Raw genomic sequence first — 16,254 nt, forward strand, 5'->3', positions numbered from 1 at the left:
TCCCGGGCGGTTCTTTCCGGGGATGCCCTACAGGGCGTCCGGGCCGCGTTCGCCGGTGCGGACCCGTACGGCGGTCTCGACCGGGACGCTCCACACCTTGCCGTCGCCGATCTTGCCGGTCCTGGCGGCCTTGACGACGACGTCGATGAGCTGTTCGGCGTCCTCGTCCTCGACGAGGACCTCGATGCGGATCTTGGGGACGAGGTCGACGGTGTACTCGGCGCCCCGGTAGACCTCGGTGTGGCCGCGCTGGCGGCCGTAGCCGCTGGCTTCGGTGACGGTGAGGCCGTGGACGCCGAACGCCTGGAGGGCCTCCTTGATCTCGTCGAGCCGGTGCGGCTTCACTACCGCGGTGATGAGCTTCATGCGTCCACCTTCTTGTTCTGCGTGACGGCCGGGGCGGCGGGGGCGGTGGAGCGGGAGGAGGCTCCGCCGCCCGCGCCGCTGAAGTCGTACGCGGTCTCGGCGTGCTCGACCTGGTCGATGCCGGAGACCTCGTCGTCCTCGGGGACCCGCATCCCCATCGTCCTGTCGATGACCAGGGCGAGGAGCGCGGAGGCGACCAGGGAATAGGCGAGGACCGCGGCGACGCCGACGGCCTGCTTGCCGAGCTGTTCGAGGCCGCCGCCGTAGAAGAGGCCCTTGGCGTCGGACTGGACGCCGCCGGTGGCGAAGAGGCCGACGAGGAGGGAGCCGATGACACCGCCGACGAGGTGGACGCCGACGACGTCGAGGGAGTCGTCGTAGCCGAACCGGTACTTGAGGCCGACGGCCAGGGCGCAGGCGAGTCCGGCGATCGCGCCGACGGCGATCGCGCCGAGGGGGCTGACGGAGCCGCCGGCCGGGGTGATGGCGACGAGGCCCGCGACGGCGCCGGAGGCGGCGCCGAGGGTGGTGAAGGCGCCGTGGCGGATCTTCTCGTAGGCGAGCCAGGCGAGCATGGCGGCGGCGGTGGCGACCTGGGTGTTGACGAACATGACGGCGCCGACGCCGTCGTCGTTGCCGAGCCAGGAGCCCGCGTTGAAGCCGAACCAGCCGAACCAGAGGAGACCGGCGCCGAGCATGACGAGGGGGAGGCTGTGCGGGCGCATCGGGTCCTTCTTGAAGCCGACGCGCTTGCCGATGACGAGGATGACGCCGAGGGCGGCTGCGCCCGCGTTGATGTGGACGGCGGTGCCGCCCGCGAAGTCGATGACGCCCATCTCGAAGAGCCAGCCGCCCGCGCCCCAGACCCAGTGGGCGACGGGGAAGTACACGATCGTGGCCCAGAGGGTGACGAAGAGGGCCCAGGCGGTGAACTTGACGCGGTCGGCGAGGGCGCCGCTGATGAGGGCGGGGGTGATGACCGCGAACATCAGCTGGAAGACGGCGAAGACGTACACCGGGATGGTGTAGCCGTCCCAGAGTTCGGTGATGCCGATGCCGCTGAGTCCCACGTAGTCGGAGGACCAGCCGACGAGGGAGCCGATGTCGGTGCCGAAGGCGACGCTGAAGCCGAAGAGGACCCAGAGGATCGTGACGATCCCCAGGCTGATGAAGCTCATCATCAGCATGTTGAGGGTCGATTTGACGCGGACCATGCCTCCGTAGAAGAAGGCGAGTGCCGGGGTCATCAGCATGACCAGGGCGGAGCAGATGAGCATGAACCCGGTGTTGGCGGCGGACAGCCCCGGGGCTTCTGCTGCCAGGGTCGTGACGGCTGGTGCCATCGGCGTCTCCTCGTCGTCGGTGCGGCCGGGGCGGCGCGGGCCGGTGGGGGGCGGCCCGGCCGCGCGGAGTGGCCGGTTATATGCGCCAGAGGTTGGCGCAGCGCCGTTTCCGTCGATGCCGCAGGGTGTTTCGGAGCCGTGACGAAGGGGCGGGGAGTGTTACGCGGCGGTGAACGCCCGGAGGCGCGGGCGCGGTGGGCACGGCGGGCGGACCGGGACGGTGGGGGCGCCGGGAGGACCGGGGCGAGGGGCCGGGAGGGCCGGGGGCGGAGCGTCGGGCCGGGACGTGGACCGGCCGCGTCGGCGTCCGTGTGACCTCGCGGCGGGGGAGCCGAGTCGGGCGGTACGGGACGTCCGGCGCGGCCGGGGTCTGGGGTGGCCGGTGGGGCCGGTGGGCTCAGACGGCTTCGGCGGACTCCGGGAGCAGCTGGGTGAGCCGGTCGGTGAGCTGGACGACCTCGGCGATGTCGCTGTAGTTGCGGGCGGCGTGGTCGACGGTCTTGCGGAGCCTGGTGTTGACGCGTTCGGAGCGGATGCTGCGGGCGACGCCGAGGGCCTTCTCGGCGAGGACGACGGACTGTTCCGGTTCCCGCTTGAGGAGGTGGACGGTGGCCATGCCGATGAGGTTGAGGGCGTAGGACCGCTGGTGGTCGGAGTCCTTGCCGAAGAGTTCGACGGCCCGTTCCATGACGGGTTCGGCGAGGGAGGCGTAGGTCGGGGAGCGTCCGGCGACATAGGCGAGGTCGCGGTAGGAGTGGGAGTTCTCGCCGTTGAGTTCGGCCTCGGAGAAGAAGCGGATCCAGTCGGGCTCGGGCTCGCCGTCGAGGCCCACGTCGGCGAAGGTGTCCTCGGCCATCCGGACGGCCCGTTTGCACTTGGAGGGCTGGCCCATGTTGGCGTAGGCGCGGGCCTCCATCGCATACAGCATGGCCTGGGTGCGGGGGGTGGCGCAGTCCCGGCTGCCGTACTGGGCGAGGTGGATGAGTTCGAGGGCGTCGTCGGGGCGGCCGAGGTGGATCATCTGGCGGCTCATCGAGGACAGGATGTACGAGCCGAGGGGTTTGTCGCCCGCTTCCTTGGCGGCGTGCAGGGCGAGCACGAAGTACTTCTGGGCGGTGGGCTGGAGGCCCACGTCGTAACTCATCCAGCCGGCGAGTTCGGCGAGTTCGGCGGCGCAGGTGAAGAGCCGCTTGGCGGTGGCGGCGGGCTGGGGTTCCTGGAGGAGGTCGGTGACCTCGTGGAGCTGGCCGACGACGGCCTTGCGGCGCAGTCCGCCGCCGCACTGGGCGTCCCACTTGCGGAACATGGCGGTGGTGGACTCCAGGAGGTCGAGTTCGATCTCGGAGAGCCGGTTGGGGCGGCGGGCGTCGGTGCCCGGGTCGGGGCGCCCGGTGTCGGCGCCGGGGGTGGGGACGAGCCAGCGCTGCATCGGTTCGATGAGGGCGGGTCCGGCGGCGAGCGAGAGGGAGGAGCCGAGGAAGCCCCGGCGGGCGAGCATCAGGTCGCTGCGGGAGAAGTCGCTGAGCAGGGAGACGGTCTGGGGGCCGGCCCAGGGCAGGTCGACGCCGGAGACGGAGGGCGACTGGTGGGCGGTGCGCAGGCCCAGGTCCTCGACGGCGACGACGGATCCGAAGCGTTCGGAGAACAGCTCGGAGAGGATGCGCGGGATGGGTTCGCGGGGCTGCTCGCCGTCGAGCCAGCGGCGGACGCGGGAGGTGTCGGTGGAGATGTGGTGCGCGCCCATCTGGCGCGCCCTGCGGTTCACCTGCCGCGCGAGTTCGCCCTTGGACCAGCCGCTGCGGACGAACCACGAACCGAGTTGCTCGTTCGGGCGCTTCCCGGCAGTCGAACCGTCCGCGCCGCCGTTGCCGCCCACTGGAACGCCCCCATCACCTGATTGCCTGTCGTGCGAACCCTTACCAGAATGCCGTGTCGCACGGCAGCCGTCCGGCGTTCGTACTCCCTCGAACTGGAAACCGGGTTGCCTCCGGCATACCCGCGCGCGCATGTGTTCCGGAGGGTCGCGTACCGAAAGTAACCCTACGATCACCTCCCCACGAGGGCGATTCGAGAAACGCCACCATTCGCCACCCCTTCGAATGAACTCGCCGCCCGTGGAACGCGATTCACTTGACATGCGACGAACCGGAGACGGCGGACGGATGCGCGGAGAGGCGCGCGCACCGGTCCGCACCACCCCGCACACGACAACGCGCCGGGTTCGGTCACGGATCGTGACGAAGGGTGATGGCGGCGCTCCGGGTCGTAACCACCGGCGCGCTCTACCCGTTGGAGGGGACATGGGTTTCACGATCGGCATTCGTGAGATGCGGTCCGGCGCACGCCGCCGCGTACGCACCACGGAGTGCACCGCGGTGGCGGAGTACACGGGACTGTGGGGCTGGGACGTGGTGCCCGGCGCGCGGGCCTCCTCGGGCCGGTGTTCCTGCGGCGAGGCGTCGTGTACGGCTCCGGGCGCGCACCCCCTCTCCTTCGCGCGGCCCGTCCCGGCGGGCGCGGGCGTCGACGACGCGGCCAAGGCCTGGTCGGAGTACCCGGGGGCGGCCATACTGCTCCCGGTGGGCCGCAGCTTCGACGTGATCGAGGTCGCGGAGGCGGCGGGCCGCCGGGCGCTGGTGCGCCTGGAGCGGATGGGGCTACCGCTCGGGCCGGTGTGCGCGACGCCGACCGGCCGGGCCCGGTTCTTCGTCGCCCCGGGGGCGGCGGCCGAGCTGCCGCAGCTGCTGTACCGGATGGGCTGGGACGACGCCGATCTGGACCTGCGGTGCCTGGGGCCCGGCAGTCACATCACCGCTCCCCCGTCGGACCTCGGCGGTCTCGGTCCCGTGCGCTGGCTGCGCCCGCCGACGCTGGACACCGCGGGGGCACCGCCGCAGGCACGGCTGCTGCTCGGCACCCTGGCGTACATCTGCCACCGGACCCACGACTGACCACGCCTCCCGCGCGAAAAGGGCCCCCGTCACCGAAGTGGCGGGGGCCCTCCCGTGCGCGCGGGAGGCGCGGTCAGTCGCCGATCAGGGCGTCGACGAAGGCGCCCGGCTCGAAGGGGGCCAGGTCGTCCGGGCCCTCGCCCAGACCGATCAGCTTCACCGGGACGCCCAGCTCGCGCTGGACGGCGACGACGATGCCGCCCTTGGCGGTGCCGTCCAGCTTGGTCAGGACGATGCCGGTGATGTCGACGACCTCGGCGAAGACACGGGCCTGGATCAGACCGTTCTGGCCGGTGGTCGCGTCGAGGACGAGGAGGATCTCGTCGAGCGGGCCGTGCTTCTCGACGACCCGCTTGACCTTGCCCAGCTCGTCCATGAGGCCGGTCTTGGTGTGGAGGCGCCCCGCGGTGTCGATGAGGACGACGTCGGCGCCCTCCGCGATGCCCTCCTTGACCGCGTCGAAGGCGATCGAGGCGGGGTCGCCGCCCTCGGGGCCCCGGACGGTGCGGGCGCCGACGCGCTCGCCCCAGGTCTGGAGCTGGTCGGCGGCGGCGGCGCGGAAGGTGTCGGCCGCGCCGAGGACGACGGACTTGCCGTCGGCGACGAGGACCCGGGCCAGCTTGCCGGTGGTGGTGGTCTTGCCGGTGCCGTTGACGCCGACGACCATGACCACGCCGGGCACGTCGGCCGGGCTGTCGGTCCGCACCGTGCGGTCGAGGTCGGGGTCGAGGAGGGTGATCAGCTCCTCGCGGAGCAGCCCGCGCAGCTCCTCGGGGGTGCGGGTGCCGAGCACCTTGACCCGCTCGCGCAGCCGGTCGACGAGCTCCTGGGTCGGGGCGACACCGACGTCGGCGGTGAGGAGGGTCTCCTCGATCTCCTCCCAGGTGTCCTCGTCGAGGTGCTCGCGGGACAGGAGCGTCAGCAGCCCCTTGCCGAGCGAGTTCTGGGAGCGGGCGAGGCGGGCCCGGAGCCGTACGAGACGGCCCTCGGTGGGCTCGGGGACCTCGATCTCGGGGGCCGCCGGTTCGGCGACGACGGGGTCCTCGACGGCCGCGGGCGCCTCGGCGGGGAGCGGGACCTCCTCGACCGTGCGGCGTGGTTCCTCCCGCGGCGTCTCCGCCTCCTCGCCGACGTGCGGTTCGGCGGGCGGAGCGGTGATGGTCGGCGTGGTGGACGGCGGCTCGGCGGGCGGCAGCTGCTTCTTCTTGCGGCCGCTGATCACGAGCCCGCTCGTCACGGCGACCGCGACGACCAGAGCGATGACTACAGCAAGGATGAGTTCCATAACCCGACCAGTATCGGCCACGGAGGCACCGGAGGCGGAGCATCCGGGACCGGACGGCTCCCCCGCGTCCGCGCGGAGCGCCCCGGGACGGCGGCCGGACTGCCGGAACCGTTCCCATCTGACGCAGCGTCAGCTACCGTCCTCCCCTCCGCCCACCAGCGAAGGGGGACCCCCATGCCGTTCAGCGTCGTACGGTTCAACCTCGTCGATCCCCGCGCGACCCCCGACTCCCTCTCCGCCCGCTACCGGGCCGCCGTCGCCATGGCCGCGTACGCCGACGGACACGGCGTCGACACCGTGCAGACCGAGGAGCACCACGGTGTCGAGAACAACTGGCTCCCCTCCCCCTTCGCCTTCGCGGGCGCGGTCTTCGGGGCGACGGCACGGATCGCGGTGACCGTCTCGGCGATCATCGGGCCGCTGCACGACCCGCTGCGGCTCGCCGAGGACATCGCGGTCCTGGACCTGCTGAGCGGGGGACGTCTGGTGACGGTGGCCGGAATCGGCTACCGGCCGGAGGAGTACGAGGAGCGCGGGGTGGACTGGGGGCGGCGCGGCAGGCTCCAGGACGAGCTCCTGGAGACCCTGCTCGCGGCCTGGACCGGGGAGCCGTTCGAGCACCGGGGCCGTACCGTACGGATCACCCCGCGCCCCTTCACCCGGCCGCACCCGCTGCTCCTGGTCGGCGGGTCGTCGCGGGCGGCGGCGCGGCGGGCGGCCCGGCTGGGGCTGCCGTTCTTCCCCAGCGCGCACCTGCCGGAGCTGGAGGCGTACTACCGGGAGCGGTGCGCGGAGTACGGCACGGAGGGCTGGACGATGATGCCGGCCGAGGAGACCCCGCTGCTGCACCTGGCGGAGGACCCGGACCGGACCTGGGCGGAGTACGGGGAGCACTTCCTGCACGAGGCGCGGACGTACGCCTCCTGGCAGTCGAAGGACATCCGTTCGGCGGTGCGGTCGACGGCGACGACGGTGGCGGAGCTGCGCGCGGAGGGGGTGTACCGGGTGGTGACCCCCGGGGAGTGCGCGGCGCTGGGCCTGGAGAGCCTGGTGCTGCACCCGCTGTGCGGCGGGATGCCGGTCGAGGAGGGCTGGCGGAGCCTGCGCCTGTTCTGCGAGGAGGCGCTGCCCCGGCTCGCGGGGTAGGGCCGGGGCGAGGGGGCGGGCGTACCGGAAGACGGGCGGGGGGCCCCGTCAGCCCATCTCCTCCAGCGTCTTGCCCTTGGTCTCCTTGACGTACCGCAGCACGAAGGGGATCGAGAGCACCGCGAAGACCGCGTAGATGACGTACGTGCCGGAGAGGTTCCAGTCGGCGAGGGACGGGAAGCTGGCGGTGATGGCCCAGTTGGCGATCCACTGGGCGGAGGCGGCCACGCCGAGCGCGGCGGCCCGGATGCGGTTGGGGAACATCTCGCCGAGGAAGACCCAGACGACCACGCCCCAGGAGAGGGCGAAGAAGAGCACGAAGACATGGGCGGCGATCAGGGCCACCGTGCCCTGGGTGTTGGGGAGCTTGCCGTCCACGAGGTCGGCGGAGAAGGCCCACGCCTCGAAGGCGAGGGCGATCGCCATGCCCGTGGAGCCGACGAGGGCGAGCGGCTTGCGGCCCACGCGGTCGACCAGGACCATCGCGATCACGGTGCCGATGATGTTGACGATCGACGTGGTGAACGAGTAGAAGAACGAGCTCGACGGGTCGATGCCGACGGACTGCCAGAGGGTCGCGGAGTAGTAGAACGCCACGTTGATGCCGACGAGCTGCTGGAAGACCGAGAGGCCGATGCCGACCCAGACGATGGGCAGCAGCCGGAAGCGGGAGCCCTCGGTGAACAGGTCCCGGAAGGTGGACCTGTGCTCGCGGCGCATGGCCCGGTCGATCTCGGCGACGCGCGCGTCGAGATCGGCGCCCTTCCCTTCGACCTCGGCGAGGACCTCCTTGGCCCGTTCGGTCCGCCCGACGGAGATGAGGAAGCGGGGCGACTCGGGGATGGCGAAGGAGAGCGTCCCGTAGAGGAGCGCGGGCACGACCATCACGCCGAGCATCCACTGCCAGGCCTCCAGGCCGCCGATCCTGCCGCGCTGATCGCCGTCGGCCAGCTGCAGGATGCCGTAGTTGACCAGCTGGGAGATGGCGATGCCGATGACGATCGCCGCCTGCTGGAAGGAGCCGAGACGGCCCCGGTAGGCGGCCGGGGCGACCTCGGCGATGTACGCGGGGCCGATCACCGAGGCCATGCCGATGGCGAAGCCGCCGATGATCCGCCACAGGGCCAGGTCCCACAGGGCGAAGGGCAGCGCGGAGCCGACCGCGCTGACCGCGAAGAGCACCGCGGAGATCTGCATACAGCGGATGCGGCCGATGCGGTCGGCGATCCGCCCGGCGGTGGCGGCGCCGACGGCACAGCCGATCAGGGCGATCGCGATGACCTGCGCGAGGGTGGCGGAACCGATGTCGTAACGGTCGCGGATCGCCTCGACGGCACCGTTGATGACGGAGCTGTCGTAGCCGAAGAGGAAGCCGCCCATCGCGGCGGACGCCGTGATGAAGATGACATGGCCGAGGTGGTCCGGATGGGCCGCCCGGCCCTCCGGCGACGGCGGGGGCGCCTGCGCTGCGCTGGTCACATGGGCTCCTCGGGGCGACGGTCCTTCCACCGGGCGTCCCGGGCCTCCGGTGGCTATCCGGACGTCCGGGGTCTCCGGGGGCTTCCAGTGGCGCACACCTTCCCGCCGTCCACCACTTCAACCGGGCCCGTTCACCGCTTCAGCGGAGCCGCTGGCCGATCACCTTCGAGACGCCGTCGCCCCGCATGGACACCCCGTACAGCGCGTCCGCGACCTCCATCGTGCGCTTCTGGTGGGTGATCACGATCAGCTGCGAGGACTCCTGGAGCTCCCGCATGATCCCGATCAGCCGCTGGAGGTTGGTGTCGTCGAGCGCCGCCTCCACCTCGTCCATCACGTAGAACGGGCTGGGCCGCGCCTTGAAGATGGAGACGAGCAGCGCCACCGCCGTCAGGGACCGCTCGCCGCCGGAGAGCAGGGAGAGGCGCTTGACCTTCTTGCCCGGCGGGCGGGCCTCCACGTCGACGCCCGTGGTGAGCATGTCGTCGGGGTCGGTGAGGACCAGCCGCCCCTCGCCGCCGGGGAAGAGCCGCGAGAAGACGCCCTCGAACTCCCGGGCCGTGTCCCGGTAGGCCTCGGTGAAGACCTGCTCGACCCGCAGGTCGACCTCCTTCACGACCTGGAGCAGATCGGTACGGGTCTTCTTGAGGTCCTCCAGCTGCTCGGAGAGGAACCGGTGCCGCTCCTCCAGGGCCGCGAACTCCTCCAGGGCCAGCGGATTGACCTTGCCCAGCTGGTGGTGCGCGCGTTCCGCGGCCTTCAGCCGCCTCTCCTGCTCCGAACGGACGAAGGGCCGCGCCCCGGCGGGCCCCGCCTCCTCCCCCTCGGGGACCGGCGGCGGCGGAACGAGCTGGTCCGGGCCGTACTCGGCGACCAGATCGGCCGCCTCCACCCCGAACTCCTCCAGGGCCTTCGCCTCCAGCTGCTCGATCCGCAGCCGCTTCTCCGCCCCCAGCACCTCGCCCCGGTGCACGGAGTCGGTCAGCCCGTCGAGCGCGGACTTGAGCTCCCGGCCCCGGGCGCGGGCGGCGGCGAGGCCCTCCTCGCGCTCGGCCCGCGCCGCCTGGGCCGCCACCCGTTCCCGCTCGGCGCGGCCGAGCGAGACCTCGGCGTGGGCGAGGAGCTGCCGGGCGCCGGACGCGACGGCGCCCGCGACCCGCTCCTCGTGGCGCAGCCGGTCCCGGCGCCGCTCGGCACGCGCGCGTGCCTCCCGTTCGGCTCGCGCGGCCCGGTCGAGCGAATCGGCCCGGCCGAGGAGCGCCTTGACCCGCTCCTCGTGCGTACGGACCTGGAGCCGTGCCTCCATCTCGTTCTGGCGGGCGTGCGAGCCGTCGGCGGCGAGCCGGTCGCGGACGCCGGTGTCGGGTTCCCCGGAGCCGTCGTCCCCGGCGTCGGCCGCCTCCTCCGCGACGAGCAGCCGCTCGGCCAGTTCCTCGGCCTCGGCGGTGGCCCGCTCCAGGGCCTCCTGGGCGCGGGCGGCGGCCGCCGCCGTCCGCTCGGCCTCCCCGGCCGCTCCCCTGGCCTGTCCCGCGAGCCGTCCGAGCCGCTGTGCGACGCCGGACTTCTCCCGGTCGGCGGTACGGCGAAGGGCGTCGAGTTCCTCGGTGAGCGCGGCGGCGGTACGGCGCCGCTCCTCGGCCTCGCGCCGGGCGGTGGCCGACTCCTCGCAGCGTACGGCCAGTTCGTCGAGCTCGGCGGCGGCCTCGGCCACCGAGGCCCGGACTTCGAGGAGGCTGGGCGCGCCCGCCGAGCCGCCCTGCGCGAGGTGCGCCCCGAGCAGGTCGCCCTCGGCGGTGACGGCGGTGAGCGCGGGCCGGTTCCTGACCAGGTCGGTGGCCTCGTCGAGGTCGGCGACGACCACCACCCCGGCGAGCAGGCTTCGGACGGCGCCGAGGAGTTCCTCGGGGCCGCGCACCAGCTCGGCGGCGCGCGGGCGGCCCTCGGGGAGCGGGACGGGCTCCGGTGCGGGGGCGTCGGCCAGGAGCAGGGAGGCCCGTCCCGCGTCCTGCTTGCGGAGCAGGCGGAGCGCTTCGGCGGCGGCTCGGGGGCCGGTGGCGGCGACCGCGTCGGCGGCGGCGCCGAGGGCGGCGGCGACGGGCACCTCGTAGCCGGGGGTGACGGTGAGGAGTTCGGCGACGGGGCCGAGGAGCCCGTCGAGTCCGGCGGAGAGCAGGGTGCCGGTGCCGTCCTTGCGGCGCAGTCCGAGGGCGAGGGTGTCGTGCCGGGCCCGGGTGGCGGCGCGGCGGCGTTCGGCGGTGGCCGCGGCCTCGCGGGCGCCGCTCAGTTCGGCCTCGGCCTCGGTGAGTTCGCGGCGGGCGGCCCCGTACCGCTCGTGCTGTTCGGCTTCGGCCGCGTCGAGTTCCTCGACCTCGGCCCTGAGCCGCTCGTACTCCTCCCGGGAGGTCGCGGCGCGCTCCCCCGCCTCGTCCCGGGCGGCGGCGAGCCGGTCGATCTCGGCGCGGGCGGAGGCGGCGCGCGAGCGGGCCGCGTCGGCCTGGCCGCGCAGCCGGGCGAGGCCCTCGCGCCGGTCGGCGTGGGCGCGGGCGAGGTCCTTGAGCCGTCGGTCCTCGGCGGCCAGGGCGTCTTCGAGCCCGGCCCGGTGGACGACGGTCTCCTCCAGGGCGCTCGCCGCCGCCTCCAGGGCGGCGGCGAGCTCGGCCTCCTGTTCGCGGACCCGGGCGGCCTCGCGCTCCAGGTCCTCCGGGTCGCGGCCCCGGCGTTCCTCGGCGGGGGCGGTGGTGGCGCTCTTCACCCGCGCGTCGGCGAGCGAGACGGTGCCCCGGACGCGTTCGGCCAGCTGGGAGAGGGCGTACCAGTTCTGCTGGGCGCGCTCCAGGCGGGGGACGAGGTCCCGGGCCTCCGCCTCCAGGCGTGCCTCGTGGGCGAGGGCGGTGGCCAGTTCGCCCTCGGTGGTCTCCTTGCGGGCGAGCAGGGCGGCCTCGTCGGCGACCTCGGCGGTGAGGGCGCCGCGGAGCAGGACGAGGTCGTCGGCGAGGAGGCGGAGGCGGGCGTCACGGAGATCGGCCTGGATGACGACGGCGCGGCGGGCGACGGCCGCCTGCCTGCCCAGCGGCTTGAGCTGGCGGCGGAGTTCGTCGGCGAGGTCCTGCACACGGGCGAGGTTGGCCCGCATCGCGTCGAGCTTCCGCAGCGCCTTCTCCTTGCGCTTGCGGTGCTTGAGGACGCCCGCCGCCTCCTCGATGAAGGCGCGGCGGCCCATCGGGTCGGCGTGGAGGACGGAGTCGAGCTGCCCCTGCCCGACGATGACGTGCATCTCGCGTCCGATGCCGGAGTCGGAGAGCAGGTCCTGGAAGTCGAGCAGGCGGCAGGTGTCGCCGTTGATCTGGTACTCGCTGCTGCCGCCGCGGAACATGACGCGGGTGAGGGTGACCTCGGCGTAGTCGATGGGCAGCGCGCCGTCGGAGTTGTCGATGGTCAGGGAGACCTCGGCGCGGCCCAGTGGGGGGCGGCCGGTGGTTCCGGCGAAGATGACGTCGTCCATCTTGCCGCCGCGCAGCGACTTGGCGCCCTGCTGGCCCATCACCCAGGACAGGGCGTCCACGACGTTGGACTTGCCCGATCCGTTGGGTCCCACGACACAGGTGATGCCCGGCTCGAAACGCAGGGTGGTGGCCGAGGCGAACGACTTGAATCCGCGGAGGGTCAGGGCCTTGAGATGCACTCCGGGGACTCTACCGGGGCCTTCGCGTTTCACCCGCGAAGGTGCAGGGCAGATCCTCGGGTGAGAAGGGGTGGGACACGGGGGAAACGACGGGTGAAGAGGTGGGGGAAAGAGTGAAGGGACGCCGAGGCGCCCCTTGCGTGTCCAGCTGTGCCTATTGCGGCTGTGCCGGGCGCGAGTGTTTCCCACCTGGCCCCTGGGGGCTGGGTTGTCAGGTGAGCGCAGGCTCCGCCTGGGGTACGTCGAGATCGATGCTGTTCAGCAGCGACTCTCCCTGGTGCTGAGCGGCGGCAGCTGCGAGCGAGTCGTTCTCGGACTGAATCCTTACCAGCTCGGATTCGAGGTCCTGGACGCGCTGCTGAAGCCGTCGCATCTCGGCGAGGAGTCGCGGGTCGGAGCCGCCGACGTAACCGAGAAGCGCCTTTGCCATGATGGATGGTCCTCCACAATGAGTGACCGACCGAAGCGGTGTGGGTCGTGAGGGATTCGCACCCGCGGTGCTCGGCAGTACTGCTGTAGTGACTGCTTGTCGTGCCGGTTCCACTGCCAAACAGCTAAGGTGCGCGGGGCTTCCAGAGTCTCACCAAAAAGTTTGACGGTCAACACGATCACGCCCCGTTCCAAGGGGCGACCGAGGAGTGCGCGCCGACGCGGTGGGCGTCGGGGCTCTCGGACTCGGTGCCTCGGGGCGTCGCGATCATCCTTACCCGGCAGCCTTCCACGGTGGGCGCTCCTTGGCAACCACCAGGAGGTTTCCCCCTCCGCACCCCTGTTACCGACCGTCCGCCCGGGGTCCCTCGCGGTCACCGGACGGAGTCGCGGCGCGGACCCGTCAGCGGATCGCGAAGCCCTCGTATCCACCGCGCGGGGTGGCCCAGATCTCAGTGACACCGTCCACGCGTCCGGGCGTGTCGGCGGAGTGGAGCCAGGCGAGCAGACGGTGGCAATTCTCACGCGGGCCCTCGGCCACCACTTGGACCCGGCCGTCGTCGAGGTTCAGGGCGAAGCCCAGGAGGCCGCCGATCTCCAGTGCGTTTGCCCTGGTGAACCAACGGAAGCCCACTCCCTGTACCCGGCCGCGCACCCAGGCGGTCATCCGTACGTCGTCGCTCATGACTGCACGCTAACGGGCGGATCACCAGATGAGCACATCGCCCCGGCAGCGCATGGACTACAGTCCCGACCGAACGCGCCTCACCCGTTCGGGCGCGCGCCGTTCGATCGGCGGGCCGGGGCGGTACCGACAGCAAAGCCCAGCAAAGGCCCACAGGACCAGCAGGAAGGCAGAGCAGATGGGACGCCACCGTCGTGCCGGAGCCGCACCCGCGGTGGAGGACCACGCGGCCGGTGCGGAACCCCGGCACCGGGGTGCCCGTCGCAGGCGGCGCCCCGTGCGCACCGGTCTGCTCGGCGCCTCCGCCGCCGTCGCGCTCGGTGCCGCCGCCGTCGCCTCGGGCCTGCTGCCCGGCGGGGAGACCTTCACGATCGGCAACGCGGGCGGTGGGGAGCGGCCCGCCGAGTCCCGGCAGGCCCCCGAGCTGACCACCCAGGGCGGCGCGACCAGGACCCCGGCGGGCGACGCGGCCACCGCGGCGGACGCCCGTGCCCGTACGGACGCGGGCGCGGGCACCACGAGGACCGCCTCGCCGTCCGCCACCCCCACCACGAAGCCCACCCCCACCACGAAGCCCACCCCGTCGGCGACCCCGCCGAAGGCCCAGGCGCCGACGGAGCCCGCCGCGCCCCGGACCACGGCCGCACCGGCCCCGAAGGCACCCGCGCCGAAGCCGGCCCCGACCACCGAGGCACCGGCCGCCGAGCGGCCCCCGGCCCCTTCGACCGCCGACCGGAGCGGCGCCGCGGAGGCGGAGGTCCTGCGGCTCGTCAATGCCGAGCGCGCCGAGGTGGGCTGCTCCCCGGTGAGCGCGAACGCCCGGCTGGCGTCGCTGGCCGGGGCGTTCAGCGCGGACATGGCGGCGCGCGGCTTCTTCGACCACACGGACCCGGACGGCGACACCCCGTGGACCCGCGCGGAGCAGGCGGGCGTCACGGGCATGGGCGGCGAGAACATCGCGCGCGGCCAGGCGGACGCGGCGGCGGTGATGGAGTCGTGGATGAACAGCGACGGCCACCGCGCCAACATCCTGAACTGCGACTTCACGTCCCTGGGCGTCGGCGTCCAGTTCGGCGACGGCGGCCCCTGGTGGACCCAGGACTTCGGCTACTGAGCCACCCCGGCCGGACGACCGCGCGCAGACCGGGGCCGTAGGACGTACGGCCGACGGGGACTCGCCGCCGTCAGGGACGCTCGCGGCCCTGAGGAACGTACGGAGAACCGGGTCCGGGTCCTCTTCGCGGTCAGCGCACCCAGAGGATGACGGCGTCGCCGTCCCGGGCGGCGGCCCTGAAGTACAGCCTGAGGCCGTCGAACCAGTACCGGCCCCGTTCGAGCGCCTCCCCGTCCTTCCAGGACGACGGGTGGACCTCCGCCGCGACGAGTTCCGCCGGGTCCACCCCTTCGAGGAGCCGGTCGTACGTCAGGGCCTGAGGCGCCTCGGCGGCGCGGCGGACCCGGTCGGGGGCGAGGTGGTGCGGCGGGCCGTATCCCCAGTCGCCGCCCTCCGACACCGGGCGGTCCGGTCGTGCCGGGCGTCGGAACCCGGCACGACCTGCGGCGGAGATCAGGCGGCGGCGCGGCCCAGCGTGAAGGTCGCGGCGGTTTCGGCGACTCGGCGGCCGAGGTGTTCGGCGGTGGCGATGTCCGCCTTGTGGACGCCGTCCGGGCCCCGGTCGGCGTCGGTCTGGGCGGCGGCTCCGGTGAAGAAACCGAGCCGGTTGAGGTCGTTCTCGGAGGCGTCGCTACGGTTCCAGCCGGGCTTGAGGCCCAGGTTGACCCAGGTCATGCCGTGCTGACCGGCGAGGATCTGGAAGAACTGGAGGGTGTGCAGCTTGTCGCCGCTCTTGGATCCGGAGTTGGTGAACCCGGCGGCGAGCTTGTCCTGCCAGGCACCGGCGAACCAGCGCTTCGAGGAGTCCTCCGCGAAGCGGTGGAAGGCGCCGGAGGCGGTGCCCATGTAGGTCGGGGAGCCGAAGATGATCGCGTCGGAGGCGTCGAGCAGGTCCCACTCGGCGTCGGTGAGGGTGCCGACGTCGATCAGGTGGACGGTGGCGCCCGTGTCGGCGGCACCGGCACGGACCGCCTCGGCCAGGACGGCGGTGTGCCCGTAGCCGGAGTGGTAGGCGACGGAGACGACGGGGGTGGTCACAGGAGTGCTCCTCGGAATCGGAGGTCGGCGGAGGGGTGATGCCCGGAAGCAAAGCACTAACTTTTTGAAAGCGCAAGCTATAGGAGAGCGCAGCCGTGGCAGTAAGCGCTGTACGGGAGTACGGTGGCGGGCATGACTGACGACCTCGCCTACGACGTGTTCGCGCGGGCCTGCCCCTCGCGCGGAGCCCTGGAACACGTGACGGGCCGCTGGGGCAGCCTGACCCTGGGCGCCCTGTACGACGGGACGTTCCGCTTCAACGAACTGCGGCGCCGGGTCGACGGCGTGAGCGAGAAGATGCTGTCGCAGACCCTCCAGGCCCTGGAGCGCGACGGACTCGTCCACCGGGAGGCGCAGCCGACGAACCCGCCCCGGGTCGACTACCGGCTCACCCCGCTCGGCCGTGAGATCGCGGAACGCCTGATCGGTCTGATCGAGCTGGTGGAGGGCCGGATGCCCCAGGTCGAGGCGGCCAGGGAGAGCTACGACACGGAGCGGGCGACGGCCTCGGTCTGAGTCCCGGGAGCGGGCCGCGAAGCCCCCCGGGAGCGAGGGGGCGAGAAGTGCCCGAGAGGCTGATGTGCGTCTCGGGGTCTCGTGCGCGCCTCAAGCACCGAGAACGGCTCGACGGCCCGGATGAGAGCTCAGACCCGATGGGAGCTCCGGCCCGATGGGAGCTCCGGCGCCCGGAAGACGATTCGGGACCGGTAGAGGCTCCGGCGCCCGGGAGACGGCT

The 16,254-nt window shown here is 72.8% G+C and carries 14 protein-coding genes; 4 read left to right on the plus strand and 10 right to left on the minus strand.

The features are described 5' to 3' along the window. Positions 1-27: 27 nt before the first annotated feature. The 3 genes from ACIO92_RS27185 to ACIO92_RS27195 all read right to left on the minus strand — a co-directional run bounded on the left by ACIO92_RS27185 (position 28) and on the right by ACIO92_RS27195 (position 3,585). Positions 28-366, minus strand: a complete 339-nt coding sequence (locus ACIO92_RS27185) for a P-II family nitrogen regulator (protein ID WP_015036464.1) — start codon at positions 364-366, stop codon at positions 28-30. Continuing rightward, complete coding sequence (locus tag ACIO92_RS27190) at positions 363-1,709, minus strand: ammonium transporter (RefSeq protein ID WP_401241342.1); 1,347 nt, start codon at positions 1,707-1,709, stop codon at positions 363-365. The genes ACIO92_RS27185 and ACIO92_RS27190 overlap by 4 nt, the downstream gene beginning before the upstream one ends. Positions 1,710-2,106: 397 nt before the next feature. Further along, entirely contained in the window at positions 2,107-3,585 is a 1,479-nt protein-coding gene (locus ACIO92_RS27195) for a hypothetical protein (protein ID WP_366443932.1), read from the minus strand. 424 nt (positions 3,586-4,009) lie between these two features. On the opposite strand from ACIO92_RS27195, the gene ACIO92_RS27200 reads away from it, so the two are divergent. Continuing rightward, entirely contained in the window at positions 4,010-4,660 is a 651-nt protein-coding gene (locus ACIO92_RS27200; RefSeq protein WP_402060176.1) for a bifunctional DNA primase/polymerase, read from the plus strand. Positions 4,661-4,733: 73 nt separating this feature from the next. Here ACIO92_RS27200 and ftsY read toward each other — a convergent pair whose 3' ends face one another. Continuing rightward, positions 4,734-5,945: a signal recognition particle-docking protein FtsY gene (gene ftsY / locus ACIO92_RS27205; RefSeq protein ID WP_366443930.1), complete on the minus strand. Its 1,212-nt coding sequence runs from the start codon at positions 5,943-5,945 to the stop codon at positions 4,734-4,736. Positions 5,946-6,119: 174 nt separating this feature from the next. Here ftsY and ACIO92_RS27210 point away from each other — a divergent pair, with 174 nt between their 5' ends. After that, positions 6,120-7,091, plus strand: a complete 972-nt coding sequence (locus ACIO92_RS27210) for an LLM class flavin-dependent oxidoreductase (RefSeq protein ID WP_366443929.1) — start codon at positions 6,120-6,122, stop codon at positions 7,089-7,091. Between the two features lie 48 nt (positions 7,092-7,139). Here the strand turns inward: ACIO92_RS27210 and ACIO92_RS27215 are convergent, their stop codons facing one another. The 4 genes from ACIO92_RS27215 to ACIO92_RS27230 form a co-directional block, all read right to left on the minus strand. Next, positions 7,140-8,570: a sugar porter family MFS transporter gene (locus ACIO92_RS27215; protein WP_366443928.1), complete on the minus strand. Its 1,431-nt coding sequence runs from the start codon at positions 8,568-8,570 to the stop codon at positions 7,140-7,142. 139 nt (positions 8,571-8,709) lie between these two features. Next, a complete protein-coding gene (gene smc / locus ACIO92_RS27220) occupies positions 8,710-12,252 on the minus strand; it encodes a chromosome segregation protein SMC (RefSeq protein WP_366443927.1) in 3,543 nt (1,180 codons plus the stop codon). Positions 12,253-12,463: 211 nt separating this feature from the next. Continuing rightward, positions 12,464-12,682 carry a hypothetical protein gene (locus ACIO92_RS27225; RefSeq protein WP_015036455.1) on the minus strand — a complete coding sequence of 73 codons (219 nt, stop codon included), beginning with the start codon at positions 12,680-12,682 and terminating at the stop codon, positions 12,464-12,466. Between the two features lie 402 nt (positions 12,683-13,084). Further along, positions 13,085-13,366 (minus strand): acylphosphatase, encoded by a 282-nt coding sequence (locus ACIO92_RS27230; protein WP_351787273.1) that lies wholly within the window; start codon positions 13,364-13,366, stop codon positions 13,085-13,087. Between the two features lie 178 nt (positions 13,367-13,544). On the opposite strand from ACIO92_RS27230, the gene ACIO92_RS27235 reads away from it, so the two are divergent. After that, positions 13,545-14,480, plus strand: coding sequence for a CAP domain-containing protein (locus ACIO92_RS27235; RefSeq protein ID WP_401241333.1), 936 nt, complete (start codon positions 13,545-13,547; stop codon positions 14,478-14,480). A gap of 130 nt (positions 14,481-14,610) precedes the next feature. On the opposite strand, the gene ACIO92_RS27240 is transcribed toward ACIO92_RS27235, so the two are convergent. Both ACIO92_RS27240 and ACIO92_RS27245 read right to left on the minus strand, forming a co-directional pair. Further along, a complete protein-coding gene (locus ACIO92_RS27240) occupies positions 14,611-14,880 on the minus strand; it encodes a DUF1877 family protein (RefSeq protein WP_366443925.1) in 270 nt (89 codons plus the stop codon). A gap of 53 nt (positions 14,881-14,933) precedes the next feature. After that, entirely contained in the window at positions 14,934-15,518 is a 585-nt protein-coding gene (locus tag ACIO92_RS27245; protein WP_366443924.1) for a flavodoxin family protein, read from the minus strand. Between the two features lie 132 nt (positions 15,519-15,650). Between ACIO92_RS27245 and ACIO92_RS27250 the strand changes: the two genes are divergently transcribed. After that, a complete protein-coding gene (locus tag ACIO92_RS27250) occupies positions 15,651-16,034 on the plus strand; it encodes a helix-turn-helix domain-containing protein (protein WP_351787285.1) in 384 nt (127 codons plus the stop codon). Positions 16,035-16,254: the final 220 nt, after the last annotated feature.

The sequence above is a fragment of the Streptomyces sp. NPDC087215 genome, from assembly GCF_044744885.1.
Taxonomy (GTDB): domain Bacteria; phylum Actinomycetota; class Actinomycetes; order Streptomycetales; family Streptomycetaceae; genus Streptomyces.

Coding starts and splice junctions, on each gene's coding strand:
- ACIO92_RS27185 (WP_015036464.1), bottom strand. CDS start 366: ATGAAGCTCATCACCGCGGTAGTGAAGCCGCACCGGCTCGACGAGATC.
- ACIO92_RS27190 (WP_401241342.1), bottom strand. CDS start 1,709: ATGGCACCAGCCGTCACGACCCTGGCAGCAGAAGCCCCGGGGCTGTCC.
- ACIO92_RS27200 (WP_402060176.1), top strand. CDS start 4,010: ATGGGTTTCACGATCGGCATTCGTGAGATGCGGTCCGGCGCACGCCGC.
- ftsY (WP_366443930.1), bottom strand. CDS start 5,945: ATGGAACTCATCCTTGCTGTAGTCATCGCTCTGGTCGTCGCGGTCGCC.
- ACIO92_RS27210 (WP_366443929.1), top strand. CDS start 6,120: ATGCCGTTCAGCGTCGTACGGTTCAACCTCGTCGATCCCCGCGCGACC.
- ACIO92_RS27225 (WP_015036455.1), bottom strand. CDS start 12,682: ATGGCAAAGGCGCTTCTCGGTTACGTCGGCGGCTCCGACCCGCGACTC.
- ACIO92_RS27230 (WP_351787273.1), bottom strand. CDS start 13,366: ATGAGCGACGACGTACGGATGACCGCCTGGGTGCGCGGCCGGGTACAG.
- ACIO92_RS27235 (WP_401241333.1), top strand. CDS start 13,545: ATGGGACGCCACCGTCGTGCCGGAGCCGCACCCGCGGTGGAGGACCAC.
- ACIO92_RS27250 (WP_351787285.1), top strand. CDS start 15,651: ATGACTGACGACCTCGCCTACGACGTGTTCGCGCGGGCCTGCCCCTCG.